This window comes from Antarcticibacterium sp. 1MA-6-2 (assembly GCF_021535135.1).
GTDB lineage: Bacteria > Bacteroidota > Bacteroidia > Flavobacteriales > Flavobacteriaceae > Gillisia.
On record NZ_CP091036.1, the window covers coordinates 271,438 to 288,412 of the forward strand.

General features: G+C 38.8%; 9 protein-coding genes and 7 pseudogenes. 7 read left to right on the forward strand and 9 right to left on the reverse strand.

The features are described 5' to 3' along the window. Positions 1-676: 676 nt before the first annotated feature. Together LZ575_RS01290 and LZ575_RS01295 are read left to right on the forward strand one after the other, a co-directional pair. Positions 677-997, forward strand: a complete 321-nt coding sequence (locus LZ575_RS01290) for a hypothetical protein (RefSeq protein WP_235327855.1) — start codon at positions 677-679, stop codon at positions 995-997. A 94-nt stretch (positions 998-1,091) separates the two neighbouring features. Continuing rightward, positions 1,092-1,691 carry a hypothetical protein gene (locus tag LZ575_RS01295; protein WP_235327857.1) on the forward strand — a complete coding sequence of 200 codons (600 nt, stop codon included), beginning with the start codon at positions 1,092-1,094 and terminating at the stop codon, positions 1,689-1,691. A gap of 493 nt (positions 1,692-2,184) precedes the next feature. Here the strand turns inward: LZ575_RS01295 and LZ575_RS24165 are convergent, their stop codons facing one another. Together LZ575_RS24165 and mnmE are read right to left on the reverse strand one after the other, a co-directional pair. Further along, positions 2,185-2,430 carry a hypothetical protein gene (locus LZ575_RS24165; RefSeq protein ID WP_255702725.1) on the reverse strand — a complete coding sequence of 82 codons (246 nt, stop codon included), beginning with the start codon at positions 2,428-2,430 and terminating at the stop codon, positions 2,185-2,187. After that, a complete protein-coding gene (mnmE, locus tag LZ575_RS01300) occupies positions 2,405-3,634 on the reverse strand; it encodes a tRNA uridine-5-carboxymethylaminomethyl(34) synthesis GTPase MnmE (protein WP_255702726.1) in 1,230 nt (409 codons plus the stop codon). Before mnmE ends, LZ575_RS24165 begins: the two co-directional genes overlap by 26 nt. 222 nt (positions 3,635-3,856) lie before the next feature. Between mnmE and LZ575_RS01305 the strand changes: the two genes are divergently transcribed. Further along, complete coding sequence (locus LZ575_RS01305) at positions 3,857-4,195, forward strand: DUF4870 domain-containing protein (RefSeq protein ID WP_235327859.1); 339 nt, start codon at positions 3,857-3,859, stop codon at positions 4,193-4,195. Positions 4,196-4,409: 214 nt separating this feature from the next. Here LZ575_RS01305 and dnaN read toward each other — a convergent pair. The 7 genes and pseudogenes from dnaN to LZ575_RS01330 all read right to left on the reverse strand — a co-directional run bounded on the left by dnaN (position 4,410) and on the right by LZ575_RS01330 (position 9,720). After that, positions 4,410-5,527 (reverse strand): annotated as a pseudogene (dnaN, locus tag LZ575_RS01310) (DNA polymerase III subunit beta). Between the two features lie 193 nt (positions 5,528-5,720). Further along, a complete protein-coding gene (locus LZ575_RS23065; RefSeq protein WP_311195918.1) occupies positions 5,721-5,972 on the reverse strand; it encodes a hypothetical protein in 252 nt (83 codons plus the stop codon). Further along, complete coding sequence (gene gldG, locus LZ575_RS01315; RefSeq protein ID WP_311196142.1) at positions 5,956-7,227, reverse strand: gliding motility-associated ABC transporter substrate-binding protein GldG; 1,272 nt, start codon at positions 7,225-7,227, stop codon at positions 5,956-5,958. Before gldG ends, LZ575_RS23065 begins: the two co-directional genes overlap by 17 nt. Further along, on the reverse strand, positions 7,220-7,393 hold the full coding sequence (locus LZ575_RS23070) for a hypothetical protein (protein WP_311195919.1): 174 nt from the start codon (positions 7,391-7,393) through the stop codon (positions 7,220-7,222). Before LZ575_RS23070 ends, gldG begins: the two co-directional genes overlap by 8 nt. Then, positions 7,390-8,146 (reverse strand): annotated as a pseudogene (gene gldF / locus LZ575_RS01320) (gliding motility-associated ABC transporter permease subunit GldF). The gene LZ575_RS23070 and the pseudogene gldF overlap by 4 nt, the downstream one beginning before the upstream one ends. Before the next feature lie 445 nt (positions 8,147-8,591). Then, positions 8,592-8,888, reverse strand: a complete 297-nt coding sequence (locus LZ575_RS01325) for a putative quinol monooxygenase (RefSeq protein ID WP_235327861.1) — start codon at positions 8,886-8,888, stop codon at positions 8,592-8,594. After that, positions 8,889-9,720: pseudogene (locus LZ575_RS01330) on the reverse strand (S-adenosyl-l-methionine hydroxide adenosyltransferase family protein). Positions 9,721-9,929: 209 nt separating this feature from the next. Here LZ575_RS01330 and LZ575_RS01335 point away from each other — a divergent pair. The 4 pseudogenes from LZ575_RS01335 to LZ575_RS01350 all read left to right on the forward strand — a co-directional run bounded on the left by LZ575_RS01335 (position 9,930) and on the right by LZ575_RS01350 (position 16,935). Next, positions 9,930-10,886, forward strand: a pseudogene (locus LZ575_RS01335) (PhoH family protein). 56 nt (positions 10,887-10,942) lie between these two features. Continuing rightward, a pseudogene (locus LZ575_RS01340) lies at positions 10,943-11,897 on the forward strand (phosphoribosylaminoimidazolesuccinocarboxamide synthase). A gap of 145 nt (positions 11,898-12,042) precedes the next feature. Beyond that, a pseudogene (acs, locus tag LZ575_RS01345) lies at positions 12,043-13,972 on the forward strand (acetate--CoA ligase). A 190-nt stretch (positions 13,973-14,162) separates the two neighbouring features. Beyond that, a pseudogene (locus LZ575_RS01350) lies at positions 14,163-16,935 on the forward strand (TonB-dependent receptor). Positions 16,936-16,975: the final 40 nt, after the last annotated feature.

Here is a 16,975-nt window from a genome sequence, read left to right on the forward strand (position 1 = left end):
ATGAATAGAATGCAAAAGATGTATTATTTATTAGATCCTCATTTGAAATGAGGAGTGGCAAAAATGAGATGAAAAAACTCATTACCATCTTCCCTGCCATTAGACAATGCTATTTAATTTTTTAAAAAACCTAGGTAGTATTATAGATTAAAATAAAGTATAGGTATTAAGGGAGAAGTAAATATTTCTTTACTCACAGTACTCGTAAATATTCTTTAATCCATTTCTGACTTATCTCCCATTGCCCAAACTTATTCTTCAAGCAAAATATATTACAAAATGGCTGAAATCAAATTTATTAAAAGACATACAGTTAGATGAGCCAGCCTCGTAATCAATGCTATTCAAAGCTCTCACTTGTCATTGGTCTTGAGGAATAAATTTAAAGCTGCAAAGGAGCAGATAAAAAACGCATATCATAGTTATATTATGTAGAAACCTGATATTCAGATCCTTCAGATTCCCTTACAGAAAGATGGTAGTGCTTCAAAAGTAGTGATGAAAAATTGGAAGTTAACTCTGCCAATGGGATTGCTGGATTTAGTATTCTTTACTAGGTATCCCTAACCACACAAATATCAAGATGATCAGAAAGTGATATAAGCTTAACAAATCCGGTCTTCAAGTTTATTTCCCGGTTAAATGATCAAACTATTATGAACTAAAAAATAAAAAAATGACTCAACAAATCGGTATGTATCAAATCAAACTCAATGCAGAAGCAAACCTTTTGGTATTTGAGAAATATATGAAGAATGATGTATTTAATACTATCAATATAGGGCAACAGACCCGTGGCGGTCTCATCACCGCCCAATTTCTGGTAAAGGAAGATTCACCCGAAGGGAAACACCGTTATTGTTGGATAATCCATTGGAACAATCAGGGAGGTTCTCCTTTTGGAGCTGCAAATGCACCTGATGACCCTGAAGGTGTTTTGGCGGAATTTGGTGCTAAAACGAAGTTTACCCGATATGAGGTTTTAAGTCATTCATGACTATAAAATCTTAGGTCTTAAAGCAACATTTGGGGATTAAAATTCCGATTATAAATAATTTTCAAAGTAATAATAAATTATTAAGACCTAAAATATGACTGAAAAGAAAAGAAATTCTAATACGGTATCCCAGATAATTTTAGCTGTAGTAGTCGCATTGTTAGCTGGTGGTACTGCGCCGTGGTGGTGGGGCGAAGTTTTCCCTGCTAAAGACAATGATGATACAGAGGAAGTAGTTAATCTTACGGAGCAGGAGGAAACCAATAATATTTGGAGGAAGGGAAGGCTTGAAATTCCTATTAGTAGTAGTAATAGTGGAAGAGTGGCCGATTTAGATGAAGGTAATTTAATACCTCTAGGAACATCTATCTCACCAAGGGACGCTGATATTTTTGCTTATCACTCAGTTCATGATATAATTATTCAACCAGGGGTATCAAAAGGTGACGGCATTACCTTCGATGCTCAATTCCTGAAAATGGCTGATCGGTCAATTGACTATCAAGAGTGCAAAGAAGCGGGGAGTTTAGATAAAATATCTCAACATATACCTACCTCAAATATTAAAAAAGGATCTTGTATTTGTATGCGAACTACGGAGGGACGGCTGGCTAGGTTTTCACTGATAAAAGAGAATTATTCAGGAAATAATCGCTCGATTGAGATTGATTATATTGTCTGGAAGAAAGAGTAAATAATATTGATAGATAACTAATAACATAACAAAACTTTGGCAACTTGAAAATGGGATAATTTGAGATCAGTCCAATTCTCCGACACCCTGTTTTGCTAGTAAGGGTGTCTAACTTGATCTACTAACAGAGGCTTTATTAGGGGAAACCAGAATACTTCTAAGATCAATGAAGTTTCGTACACCACTTCCCTTATGAAGACGTTTTTTATGAGACCAAATGGTGGTTGACAAGGAATGCGAATTAGCAAGCCTGCATCTGGAAATATTTCTTTAAAGTATTCAATATAAATAAAGGCTGTACTTACCTGTAGCCGTCTTTTTTATCTTGATTTTTATATTTTACCCTTTGAATAAACTTTAACAACGGTATACCAAAGATATAAAATGGGGTACCTTTTTTATAGGAAAAGATAAAAAATAAGAGAGGCTATGAACCGCTAAGTTACTACGTTTCGATTTTTATTAATGTCAATTGAAATTATTAATCTTCTTGTTATTTGCCAATACAGAAATTAGCAAAGATATTCCCCAGCAGCTCATCGTTTGTAACTTCCCCGGTAATCTCACCAAAATGATACAACGCCTGGCGGATGTCTATAGCGAGCAGGTCTCCCGAAAGATTGGCATTTAATCCATCCTGAACTTTGTTGATTTCTTCGAGTGCTTTAAGTAGAGCGTTGTAATGCCTGGAATTGGTAACTATTGTATTGTTGTTACGGAGTTCGCTTAGTGTTGACAAAGGCCAGTAGCTTCGCCTGAAGTTCGTCGATACCTTTATTTTCTTTTGCAGATAATGGCACAAAATGAGACCCTTCGACTGCGCTCAGGGTGACGCTCAATTCTTCTATATCTTCAGATGATAGTTTGTCAATTTTATTGGCCACTATAATAAGCGGCTTTTGCGGAAACTGATTCTTGATTTTCTCTATTTCAACCTTAATTTCAGCCAGATTGCCAAATCCATCTTTATTTACGTTAGATCCTGAAACAAGTTCAGGATGACGTGAGCGGGCGCTGTCCAGCAGGTATATAATTACCTGCGCCTGTCTTATTTTTTCAAATGTTTTTTTGATCCCCAGTCCTTCAATGACGTCTACAGTTTCACGGATCCCTGCTGTATCAATAAATCGGAATCCGACACCTCCTATGGAAATTTCGTCTTCTATAGTATCTCTTGTAGTACCCGCGATATCTGAAACTATTGCTCTTTCTTCATTAAGCAGGGCATTAAGTAAAGTAGATTTTCCCACATTTGGCTCTCCTACGATTGCAACCGGAATTCCGTTTTTGAGAACATTTCCTACTGCAAAGGAATCGATTAGCCGGGAGAGTACTTTCTGAATTCTGGCAACCAGCTCCCGGAATTCATCGCGGTTGGCAAATTCCACATCTTCTTCGGCAAAGTCCAGCTCGAGTTCTATAAGGGAAGCAAAATTGAGCAGTTCCTGGCGAAGGCGCTGGATCTCATTAGAGAAGCCGCCACGCATTTGCTGCATCGCCATTTGATGCGACGCCTGATTTTCCGAAGAAATAAGATCGGCAACAGCTTCGGCCTGGCTCAGGTCCATTTTTCCGTTTAGGAAAGCACGCAAGGTGAATTCGCCAGCTTCAGCAGAGCGGCAACCTTTCCGTACAAGTAGTTGGATAATTTCCTGTTGAATATAAGAGCTGCCGTGACAGGAAATTTCAATAGTATTTTCCCCGGTATAGGAGCGGGGACCATGAAAAACAGAAACCAGTACCTCGTCTATCACCCGCTCTCCATCTTCAATATTTCCAAGGTGTAAAGTGTGACTGGGCTGTTCCTCCAGGGATTTTTTACTCTTTGCTGAAAAAAGGGAGGAGACGATCTCAATAGCTTCGGGACCTGAAATCCTTATTACGGCAATTGCTCCTGCTCCTGAAGCTGTGGCTAAAGCTACAATGGTATCGTTGTTTCTCATTATGCAAATATAAGCCAGTCCTTCCCTGCATCCAAACCTTTCCGGAACCGGGGAAAATGGAGCTTGGAGCTAAAAAAATTATACGAGTTCCAGTAATCTGAATAAAATCTTCGCTTCTTTGGATAACATAGTACTGCCTATAACCAAAAACTGAAATATTTTTATTAACTTTGAAAATGAAATAAAATAATCATCAATCAAATATTTAAAAACTAAATCATCATGAGAGAAGACAGACAATTATTAGTAATAACACACCTGAGCCAGTTACTGGATTTTGTTACCGGAATTGGCGGATTTATAGTTCCGCTAATCATCTGGCTCACCCAAAAAGACAACGTGGCAGGAATGGATGCACATGGAAAAATGATCCTGAACTTCCAGATAAGCCTGTTCATTTATAGTATAATAAGTATACCACTTATTTTTCTCTTTGGACTTGGACTTTTCATCCTGGGTGGGATCTGGTTGATGGGACTACTTTTTCCTATCATTAATGCTATAAAAGTGAGTAATGGCGAAATACCCAATTATCCTATGACAATAGAATTTATAAAATAAAAGTCAAGAGACAAGAGACAAGAGACAAGAAGTAATAATTAGTGTTCTATATGTTTCCCGCAGATCTCGCAGAATACGCAGATCTAAACAGAAGGAATTTCATTGTAAATAAAAACACCATTCATACCTGAATGGTGTTTTTGGTTATTGTACAATTTACATTGGACAAAATCTCAATACTCAATACTAATATCTCAATACTAACATCTCAATACTAATTATTAAGCATTAAGCATTACCAGCATTGTAATTTTTTCTCCTTCATCCAGTCCGTCGATAGGAGTTAGAATTCCTGCGCGATTTGGAAGGCTCATTTCCAGTTGCACTTCTCCCGCGTTCAGGTTGTTCAGCATTTCGGTGAGGAAACGTGAGTTGAAGCCAATTTGCATGTCGTCGCCCTGGTAGGCGCAGGTTAAACGTTCTTCAGCTTTATTGCTGTAGTCAATATCTTCAGCAGAAATATTTAGTTCGGCTCCTGCGATCTTCAGGCGTACCTGGTGCGTGGTTTTATTTGAGAAAATTGAAACCCTTCTTACAGAACTCAGGAACTGGCTTCGGTCAATTGTCAATTTATTCGGATTTTCTTTTGGGATCACCGCTTCATAGTTGGGATATTTTCCGTCTATAAGTCGGCAGATAAGTGTGGTATCTTCAAAAGTAAATTTAGCATTAGAGTCATTGTATTCGATAAGCACATCAGTCTCACTACCCGCAAGAATTCCTTTTAATAGGTTCAAAGGTTTTTTAGGCATAATGAATTCTGCCTGTTGAGAGGCTGAAACATCTTCCCGGCTGTACTTCACAAGTTTGTGAGCATCTGTAGCGACAAAGGTCAAACCTTCAGTAGAAAACTGAAAGAAAACCCCGCTCATTAACTGACCTTAAATCGTCGTTCCCCGATGCAAATATGGTTTTGCTTATCGCAGTGGCCAATACGTCTCCCTGTACCACAGTACTGCTAGGATCGCTTAATTCCACAGCATTTGGAAACTCCTCACCGTTAGCATATGCAAGGGCATATTTACCGTGGTTGGAACTAAGTTCAATTGTATTATTGTCTTCAACAACAAAAGTAAGCGGTTGCTCTGGAAAGGTCTTAAGAGTTTCGAGTAACAACTTTGCAGGAACCGCAATAGCACCTTCAGAATCTGATTCTACCTTAAGTTTGGCTGACATTGTTGTTTCCAAATCAGAAGCAGAAACAGTTAATTCATCCTGTTTTAATTCAAATAAAAAATTATCTAAAATAGGCAGGGTGTTATTGTTGTTGATAACCCCTCCTAAAATTTGAAGCTGTTTCAGCAAATATGTACTAGAGACAATAAATTTCATGGACGTATCGATTGGTTTTAATCATTACAAATATATCCTAATCATTGAAAAACCCGGGTACATCTACAGATATTTTATTAACAGCAAAATGGCTTCGGAATTAAATATATAAATGATTATCAGTAGGTTACAATTTTAAAATCTGAAGGATTGTTAATATTATTTAAGATGCGGGTATTGAGCAGAAGGAGGCTTACTTTTTAATGTAGCGTTTCTTTCGGAAGAAATTGAAGAGAATTGCACCGAGCGCCAGTAAAACCAGCGGAATCCCAAGATTAATGACCTGCCACTTTTCCTTTTCTGCAGCTACTTTTTCAGCATTGAGAAAAGGAATGCTAATTTCCTTTGTACGGATATTAATTATCCCCGAATCGTCCAGAAGAAAATTAACTGAATTAAGAAGGAATTCTTTGTTACCGTAAGTATTGCTAAGTGTATCGATCAAAACCGAGTTCCAGCGGCTCTCCCCGCTGTAGCTGATTTCTAATGAGATCTCCGTCTGAAATGATGATCATCTCAGTATAATCCCCCGTTTCAACGGGATCTTCAATTTTAGCCAGTTTGATCCTGTTCCTGTAGGCTGATGTAAATTCACCCTGTAACAATACGGCCAGAGGTTGTTCTCCTGAAGTGTAGGTGGAAAAATCGGGTGGGGTGTTGATCATACTCAGGCTAATCTCTCTTGGAACTCCCTCTACCTTGCTTTGAGGAGAACTTGACAGCAGTACGGTTTTTTTAATAGGATTTGGGAGAGTGTCGATAGGATTTGCCCAATCAAATTTCACTGCCTCCAGGTTATTAATAATGGGGTGGGAATTTGGCGAAGAGGTTAGAGGGCTGTAGAACCATGGGTAAGGAGTAAACCGGGTTTCACTGCCATTGCCGCTGGCTAATACAATAGGTGCAGAATAAATATCGTTTACCAGCGCAGGGTTGATCCTCACGCCATAGGAGAAAAACATATCGCCCAGGTTGAGGTCCCGGGGCAGTGCAAAGGCCATTCCGCCTGGATTAAGCAAACTATCGGTCTCCATTGCCACGTTTTCTACAAGCCATAAAGCTTTTCCTCCCTGCATAAGATACTGGTCCAGAACAAATTTTTCCTGTTCAGTAAAAGCTTCTGTAGGTTTGGCTTCTATAATAAGATCAAATTCTTCCAGATCCTGCAAGGTCTTTTGAGGATGTACTGCTGCGGAATCTAAAGTAAAAGGAGCTACAAAATAATATTGACGAATGGTTTGAATAAAGTCGGCCAGGTAAGGATCTGCCAGTTCCCCATTGCCGCGCATTACTGCTATCTTCTTTTGCCTTGGTCGCACGAGTCTGTTAAAAGCATCGGAAAAAGCGTATTCCAATTGCTGGACTGAATTGTTGACCCGTTCCTCATCGGTAGTTCCCAACTTATTTTTGAGTAAAGGGATCTTCACCGTTTGCTCGCCATAATTTGCCATTGCCCAGGGAAATATAATGGTCTCACTGGTTTTTCCGCTTTCCATAACTCCCAAACGGGCAGGAGTCATTCCCATTTTATAAAACTCTTCGGCAATTGCATTGGCGTCTCCACCTTCAGCTAAAGGATCAATAAAATTAAAGCGGATATTGCTGTTATAGGCTGCAAATTCTTCCAGGATCTGCCGGGTTTCATTCTGTAACCTGCGGAATTCCGGCTGAGTAATCCCGCTAAGAAAAACATCAATAATTACTTGCCTCTACCTTATCAACAATTTCTTTTGCCGCAGGGGAAAGGGTGTAACGCTGGTCCTGGGTAAAGTCAAACCGCTGATGGAAGTTGGCTGCCAAAAGATTGATAAGCACCAGTCCCACAACCAAAATAAACAGATATTTATAGAGTCCGAACTTCTTCAACTTTTGCTGTTTTTTGTTACTTCCTGAGTTTGGGGACGCAGGCGGAAAAATGTGAGGCTAAGAAAAAATGTAATGATGCTAAGGAAATAAATAATATCCCTGCTGTCTATCACCCCGCGGCTCATACTTTTATAGTGAAAACTCATTCCCAGATATTCAATTCCGTAAGCCGAATCCCCGAAAAGATTATAACCCGCCATTCCTTCAAAAGCAAAAAAGAGAAAAAAGCATAGAAAAACTGCAACTATAAAAGCTGTGATCTGGTTATTTGAAAGAGCTGAAGAAAATATCCCGATAGCAGTATAGCTGAAAGCAAGTAAAAACAATCCAAAGTAAGAACCCAGGGTTGCGCCCACATCAAAATTTCCCGGAGGATTACCTAATTGAGACACGGTATAAACGTAGACAACTGTGGGTACAATAGCAATAACTGTGAGAAAGAAGGCTCCCAAAAATTTTCCCCAAACCAGGTTCCAACGTCCAATGGGGCGAGTGAGCAGGATTTCCATTGTACCCTGTTTGTTTTCCTCGGCAAAACTTTTCATTGTGATAGCCGGAATAAGAAAAATAAATATCCAGGGCGCCAGGTTAAAAAAAAGGGCTTAGATCTGCAAACCCGTTATCGAGAATATTATAACCTCCATCAAATACAAAAAGGAAGAGTCCGCAAACTATTAGGAACAATCCTACAACCAAATACCCGGTGGTCGAGGAAAAAAATGAGCGGATTTCTTTATTTAAGATTGCAATCACCTATTCATTTGTTAGACCTCACAGGTTTTAAAAAACCTGTGAGGTCTGTTTGTAATTTTGCTATCAATTCTTATAAATATTCCAAATTCCAAATTTGAAAGTTCAAGGTTTAAGGTTCAAAGTTTAAAGTTCAAGGTTCAAAGTTTGAGGTTTCAGGTTTCAGGTTTCAAATTTTTGGTTTCAATTTCAGATTCAAAGTCTCTGTGGGGGATTTTTTCTCCACGGTCACCTTTTCACCTAGGAGCCTTTAACCTATAACTAATAACCTAAATCGAACATCCTCACCAATCCCCAGCGTCTAAACTTCCACTTTCCAGCGAAGTCCTATAACGTATAACTTTTAACGTATAACTAATAACTCACAACTCACAACTAATAACCTATAACTTATAACTAATAACCTATAACCAATAACTAATAATCATTTAACCTCCCCCGTCCATTCTCACTCCAAACTTACGATCTTATCAACACTCCAGGCTTCCGGTTTTTCGTTAAAATAGATCTTCGTCTCTGCCCATACTTTTTTGAACAATTCAGAATGTCGGTAGTTTTCGAGGGACTCTTCATCTTTCCAGTAACTATACGTAAAAAAACGGTTTGTATTGTTTTTATCTCTGTAAAGTTCCAGAAATTCACAACCTTCAAATCCCCTTATTTTCTCTTTTTGATCTTCAAAATTGGCAAGAAATGTTTCAATATTCTCCGGCTGGAAACTCATTTTTACTATTTTTACAAACATTTACTCAAATTTTATTGTAATCGTATCTCTAAGTTCCAGGCCAAAAAGGGTAGATGCGCTGCCTACGGTGCTTGGATTGCTTTTATAGATTGCCAGTTCTATATAACTAAGCAGAATTAAAGATCGCGAGCTTTTTACCGTCTTCCTCTCTTTTATCTTTTTCCAGTTTGAAGTTTATAGCGTCACTGTAGGTCTTGAAAATTTCAGAAAACTTTGCAGTACGTGCCGAAATATTAAAAGTTCTGCCTTTTCCTGTATTGTCAAATAATTTTTTGCTAATGTTAGTTACCACATTTCCGTAGTTATCAATATACAAAACGTGCCCTATAATTTGATTTTTTTCAGCATTAATATAAGGCTCAACCTCTTTTAAGTATTTAAGATTTTCTATGGTTTTTCCTACAACTTCAAGGGTTCCTCCCCGGGCAATATGGCAGGCCACCCGCACAAAGACATCAAGTACCGGGAAATTGGAATCTACGGTGTTATGGATATTAATTTCCACGATCTTTTCAGGATTTATTTCTGAAGCTATCAGGGAAAGAATTCCATTGTTCGCACAAATAAAATAGTGATCATCCAGCAGCACCGCCAGGTGTTTATTTTCCGGAGTAAGTTCACTGTCTATTCCTATTATATGAACAGTACCGGGAGGGAAACTTTTGTAGGCATTTTTAATAATGTAAGCCGCCTCGGTAATATGAAAAGGAGAAACTGAATGGGAAATATCAACAATTCTAATATTTTCCATCTCAGAATAAATAGTTCCTTTAACGGCTCCGGCAAAATGATCTTTTTCTCCAAAATCAGTCGTTAAAGTAATTATAGCCATTGGGGATTGTTAATATTTTTTAGGAAGTTGAGCTTGTAATTTTGTGTAAGTTTGTAATAGGAGCGAAGATAATTTTATTTCTTCCAGCTCGTGTCAAAATTAAAAGAAAATTCTGTAATTTCCTGAAGTGCAAAACGAGAATTTGCGCAGGTTAAATCGAAATACGCCCCGGCAAAAAATATTATAAATAATTGTAAATCTATCAGCTTTTGAACGAACTCGTTATTGAACTTTCAGAAATTAGCCCAAGAGAATTTTTCGGGCAACACAATGAACATATAGAACTTCTTAAAAAATATTTTCCAAAGCTTAAGATCGTTGCCAGAGGCAGTCGTATTATGGTGTATGGTGATGAAGATATGCTGGAGGAATTTGACTTAAGCGCTTTACGATGCTCATGGATCATTTTGGAAAATTTAATAAGCTGGATGAAAATGTAATTGAAAGAGTTCTTACGAGCGACAGCAAAGAAGACTATGCTACATCTGCCGAAAGTGGACAGGTACTGGTTCACGGGGTTGGAGGTAAACTTATAAAAGCCCAGACCGCCAATCAACGTAAGTTGGTGGAGCTTATGAATACCAACGATATGGTCTTTGCAATTGGGCCTGCAGGTACAGGGAAAACTTATACCGGGGTGGCTTTGGCCGTAAAAGCGCTTAAAGAAAAGCAGGTGAAAAGGATTATTCTCACCAGGCTTAGCGGTAGAAGCAGGTGAAAATCTTGGATTTCTTCCGGGAGATCTAAAAGAAAAACTTGATCCTTATATGCAGCCGCTTTATGACGGGTTAAGGGATATGATCCCTCATGAAAAACTGGAAATCCTTATAGAAAAAGGTGTGATCCAAATCGCCCCACTGGCATTTATGCGGGGCCGAACCCTGGATAATGCATTTGTAATCCTGGATGAGGCACAAAACACCACTCACGCTCAAATGAAGATGTTCCTTACGCGTATGGGTAAAAATGCGAAGTTTATGATCACGGGAGATCCAGGACAAATTGACCTTCCCCGAAGGGTGATCTCAGGATTGAAGGAAGCCCTACTTGTATTAAAAGATATCAACGGGATTGGCATGGTATACCTGGATGACAAAGATGTGATTAGACACCGCCTTGTCAAAAAAGTGATTGCTGCTTACAAGGAGATTGAGCACGTAGATTAATTCCAAATTTTTTAAAACCTATTTTTAGTCCCTCGTCTGGACAGAATATCTTTATTATGACTAATACTATTACAAATACCAATTACAATTTTCCCGGGCAAAAATCAGTATACAAAGGGAAGGTGAGGGAAGTTTATGAACTGGAGAATGATGTACTGGTAATGATCGCTACCGACAGGCTTTCAGCTTTTGATGTGGTTATGCCGAAAGGGATACCTTATAAAGGACAAATATTGAATCAAATTGCAACCAGGATGATGGAGGCAACAAGGGATATAGTTCCAAACTGGCTCGAGGCAACCCCCGATCCTAATGTTGCTGTGGGAATAAAATGTGAACCCTTTAAGGTGGAAATGGTTATTCGGGGATATATGGCTTAGCCATTCCGCAAGGGAATACAAAGCAGGGAAAAGAGAATTATGTGGAGTCTTACTCCCCGATGGCTTGAAAGAAAATGATCCTTTTCCTGAACCCATTATAACTCCGGCCACTAAAGCCGAAATGGGGGATCACGATGAAGATATTTCAAGAGAAGATATTATTCGCCGGGGCATTGTTACTGAGGAAGATTATAAAGTACTCGAAGATTATACCAGAAAGCTTTTTGACAGAGGAACTGAAATAGCCGCCGAGAGAGGCCTCATACTCGTTGATACAAAATATGAATTCGGAAAAACAAGAGAAGGGGAAATTGTACTTATAGATGAAATTCACACTCCAGATTCCTCCCGTTATTTTTATATGACGGGATATGAAGAAAGACAGGAGCAGGGAGAGCAACAAAAACAACTCTCAAAGGAATTTGTAAGGCAGTGGCTCATACAAAATGAATTCCAGGGCCTGCCGGGGCAACAGGTTCCGGTGATGAGCGATGAGTATGTAGAATCGGTTTCTGAAAGATATATTGAACTCTTTGAAAAGATCACGGGAACTGAATTTGTTAAAGCTGATGTTTCTAACATAGAAGAGCGTATTGAAGAAAACGTGCTGTCTTACTTAAGGAGTCGGTAAAAAGCAGGAGAGAAGAGAAATTATTTTATCTCTTTTATTTATGCCTCTTTACTTATTTTCGGCATTTACTTATTTTTTATTTTCTCTTTTATTTCTTTTAACTTTCTATTTTGTTTTTCTTCTGTGGTTTCTTTATTTTTAGACAATGAAAAATATACAGATCAAATCTTTTGCTGAATACAAAAAAGCTTACCAGGAAAGTGTAGAAAATCCGGAAGCATTTTGGGATAAAATTGCTTAGTGAATTTCAGTGGCAAAAAAAATGGGATAAAACCCTGGAATGGAATTTTGCAAAACCTGAAGTAAAGTGGTTTCAGGGAGGTAAAATGAACGTGACTGAAAACTGTCTCGACAGGCACCTGGAAAAGCTGGGTAACAAAACAGCAATTATCTGGGAACCTAATGATCCAGATGAGGAATCCCGTTATATTTCTTACAGGCAATTATTTGTAAAAGTATCTCAATTTGCCAATGTTCTTAAGAACAACGGAATAAAAAAAGGGGATAGGGTATGTCTTTATATGCCTATGATCCCGGAGCTTGCAATTGCAATGTTGGCCTGTGCGCGAATAGGTGCAGTTCACTCTATTGTTTTTGCAGGATTCTCCAGTACCGCAATAGCAAACAGGATAAATGATTCCCAATGTAAACTACTTGTCACTGCAAATCAGGTTTTCAGGGGTTCCAAACCTGTTAACCTCAAAGAGATTTGTGATGAGGCGCTAAAGAATACTCCTTCCATTGAAACTGTAATTGTATACAGGAGAACAGTCGAACCTACTCCAATGCAGGAAGGAAGAGATAAATTTTGGTTTAATGAACTACAGAAGGTGGAGAAAGAGTGTCCGGCAGAAGTTATGGATGCCGAGGATCTTTTATTCATTCTCTATACTTCGGGATCTACAGGAAAACCAAAAGGAATGGTTCATACTACCGCAGGTTATCTTATAAATACCACATATACTTTCACAAATGTTTTTCAGTATAATGCAGATAATCCAAAGTCCCGGGACGTCTACTGGTGTACAGCAGATATAGGCTGGATCACAGGTCACTCTTATATAATTTACGGTCCCTTAGCTGCAGGAGCTACTACAGTAATGTTCGAAGGTGTACCAAGTTACCCTAACCATGGTAGATTTTGGGAAATAGTGGAAAAATTAAAGGTCACCCATTTTTATACGGCTCCAACTGCAATTCGGGCATTGGCAAAACATCCTTTATCTTTTGTTGAAAAACATGATCTTTCTTCTCTAAAAGTTCTTGGTACTGTTGGGGAACCCATAAATGAAGAAGCCTGGCACTGGTATAATGACAATATTGGAAAACTAAACTGTCCTATTGTAGACACCTGGTGGCAAACGGAAACAGGAGCTATAATGATTTCTCCAATTGCTTGGTATAACACCTACCCGGCCAGCTTTTGCTACTCAACCTCTCCCGGGAGTTCAACCTGCACTTATGGATGAGAACGGGAAGGAAATTGAAAATGTTCACGAAAAGGCAGAGGGACGTCTTGCAATAAAATTTCCCTGGCCCTCTATGGCAAGGACAATTTATGGAGATCATCAGCGGTATAAAGAAGTCTACTTTTCAGCTTACGAAAATATGTATTTCACTAAGCGACGGCGCTTACCGGGATGCCACAGGAAACTACAGGATAACCTAGCCGGGTGGATGACGTGGTAATTGTTTCTGGGCACAACCTGGGAACTGCACCTATAGAAAATGCGATCAATGAACACATGAAAGTTGCCGAAAGTGCAGTTGTAGGCTTCCCTCATGATATCAAAGGAAATGCTCTTTATGCATATGTGATCCTTTATGATGATGTAGAACCCAGTGATACCCTTAAAGAGGAAATAAAAGCTGAAGTTTCCAAAATTATTGGACCAATTGCAAAACCAGATAAAATACAATTTGTGAGCGGGCTTCCCAAAACCAGAAGTGGTAAGATTATGCGAAGAATTTTAAGAAAGATTGCTTCACGCGATACAGAGAATCTTGGAGACACTTCGACCCTTCTTAATCCTGAAATTGTTGAAGAGATAATCCGGGAGGCAAAAACTCTGTAAAATATTCTTGAATAATTATCTGAAAAAGAGCCTGTTTAGGGCTCTTTTTTTGTTTTCCTGAATGAAAGTGGTTAAAAAAGGTGATTTTTTTCCGAAACAAAAAAATCATCAGGAACAATTGTTAAAAAGAGTTAATTATTACTTATTTTACTATATTGGATTAGCTATTTTAACAATCCAATAATAAAGTATGAAATCGATTTTCACTTTTTTCCTTATGACTTTCTGCTTCTCTGTTTCTGCACAAACTACTGTTACGGGAACTGTTGTAGATAATAACAATGTACCCTTGTTAGGAGCCAATGTTCTGGTAACCGGGACGACTGAGGGGACGGTTACAGATTTTGACGGGAATTTTCGTCTTATAATTGATAAGGAACCTCCCTTCAATATAACCATAAGCAGCGTGGGATATGAAACCCAAACCGTGCGGATTACTGGAAATAACCAGGTAGTAGACATCACCTTAGTTGAAGGTACATCTCTTGACGAAATCGTTGTATCTGCTTCCCGTACTCCCGAAAGGATTTTTGAGTCACCCGTAACTATTGAGCGCTATGGCATAAGAGAGATTCGAAATACAACAGCAGCTTCTTTTTATGGAGGTCTTGAAAATTTAAAAGGAGTAGATGTTAATACCAATAGTTTAACTTTTCAATCTGTAAACACAAGAGGGTTTGCCACATTTGCTAATACCCGATTTGTTCAGTTGGTAGATGGAATGGATAATGCTTCACCCGCACTTAATTTTGTATTGGGTAATCTTTTAGGGATGACAGAGTTGGATGTAAACAGTATTGAATTACTTCCAGGTGCATCTTCTGCTCTTTATGGTGCCAATGCCTTCAATGGAATTCTATTTATGACCAGTAAGAATCCATTTGATTTTCCGGGAGTTAGTGCGTACGTAAAACAAGGAGTTACTGTTCAGGACGCAGCGGGAACGAATTCTTTTACAGACCTCGGGCTTAGGGCAGCCCATAAATTTTCAGAAAAATTTGCTGCAAAAGTAAACTTCTCCTATTTAACAGGAACCGACTGGTGGGCTGTAAGCGAAGAAGATATTTTGAATTCCGGAAGTAACAGGTCTAATCCTAATTACGATGGGCTTAATGTGTATGGAGATGACTTTTCTGTAAATCTTAGAGGGGTAGGAGAACAATTAGCTGCTAATGGTCTCATTCCTTCCGGCGCAGAAAATCTTCTTCCTACTTCATTAGTAACCCGTACTGGTTATCTTGAATCTTCTTTAACAGATTATGAGGCCGAAAGTATAAAATTTGATGGAGCTCTTCATTACAGGCCATTTGCTGATGATTTTGAAATAAGTTATGTGGGAAAAGCAGGTTGGGGTTCTACTATTTATCAGGGAGCAAACAGGTATGCTCTCAAGAATTTCTTTCTGCAACAACATAAACTGGAATTTCAAAATTCTAATTTTTTCCTTAGAGGTTACATAACAGATGAAGATGCGGGAGATTCCTATGATATGCGTTTTACAGCCATCAATGTAAATAGGTTATGGAAGTCTGACCAGCAATGGTTTGGTCAATATGCGGGCGCATTTATTCAAAGCACCTTAGCAAGTTAGTGCTGAGCAGGCTCATAGTATTGCAAGGCAAACTGCAGATACCGGAAGACTAATTCCCGGAACCCCGGAATTCGAAGAGGCCTTCAACAAAGTAACTACAGATCCCAGTTTAAGTTCGGGTTCTCAGTTCCAGGATCAATCCCAGTTAAGACATGCCGATGCTAATTATAATTTTACACATTTAACGGGAGACATTGCCGATATACAGGTAGGGGGATCTTTCCGGCAGTATAGGTTAAATTCAAATGGTACCATTTTTACAGACTATAATGAGCCAATCACATATGAGGAGTATGGTATCTACACTCAAATTCAGAAAAACCTTTTGGACGAAAGATTAAAATTAACCTAGGTTCCATAAGATATGATAAATCTGAACTTTTTGAAGGTAATTTCTCTCCCAGACTATCCGCAGCTTATACGGCAGGCGCTAACAGGAATCATAACATAAGAGCTTCGGTACAAACCGGATTTAGATACCCTACCACTCAGGATCTCTTTATTGGGCTGGATGCAGGGAGAGCAATTTTAATTGGATCGGCTGAAGCTAATCTTGACCGATATGTTAGAAATTTTCCCTTAAGTGAAGCCGGAGCTGTCGAAATGGAAAGGGATTCCATTACCATTACAGGAAGATCTACTTATGAAAACTCTTTTTCTGCGGCATCTGTTCTTGCCGGAGCTCCCCAGGCGGCAAACGTAGACATTGTAAAGCCTGAACAAGTAACTGCTTTTGAAGTTGGGTACAGAGGAAGGGCAGGTAGAGTGATTGTTGATCTAAATGCTTATTATAATACTTATGAGGACTTTATTTCACAGGAAACGGTTATAGTTCCTTTTTATGGAGATGTAAACGGCAATGATGGTGAGAGAGCAAAAGCTATGCAGGCTGTGGCACGCGGGGACTAGCAGGCTTTTCAGGCTTATACCAATTCTCCGGCCGATGTGAAATCCTTTGGTGGTTCTATTGGACTTAGTTCAAAGATCTTTGGGAATTATGACCTGGAAGGAAATTACACCTATTCTGAAGAAGATTTTAACCAGGCTTCTGCTCCCGATTTCAGGACCAATTTCAATACTCCAAAACATAAAGTGAAAGTTTCCTTTGGAAATACTTCAGTTTATAACAACCTGGGCTTTAATATTAACTACAGGTGGAGCGATTCCTATTTATGGCAGGCGAGTTTTGCTGATGGAATAGTTCCTTCATTCTCGGTGGTTGATGCGCAGGTAAACTATACCATTCCCTCCTGGAAATCAATGATAAAATTGGGAGCGACAAATATAGGAGGAGATGATTATTTTACCGCTTTTGGAACCTAGCTTAATAGGTCAGCAGTATTACGTATCTCTAATATTCAACAATCTTTAATTTTAAATTTTTTAAGCTGAAAAGATTTTTAATTGAACAT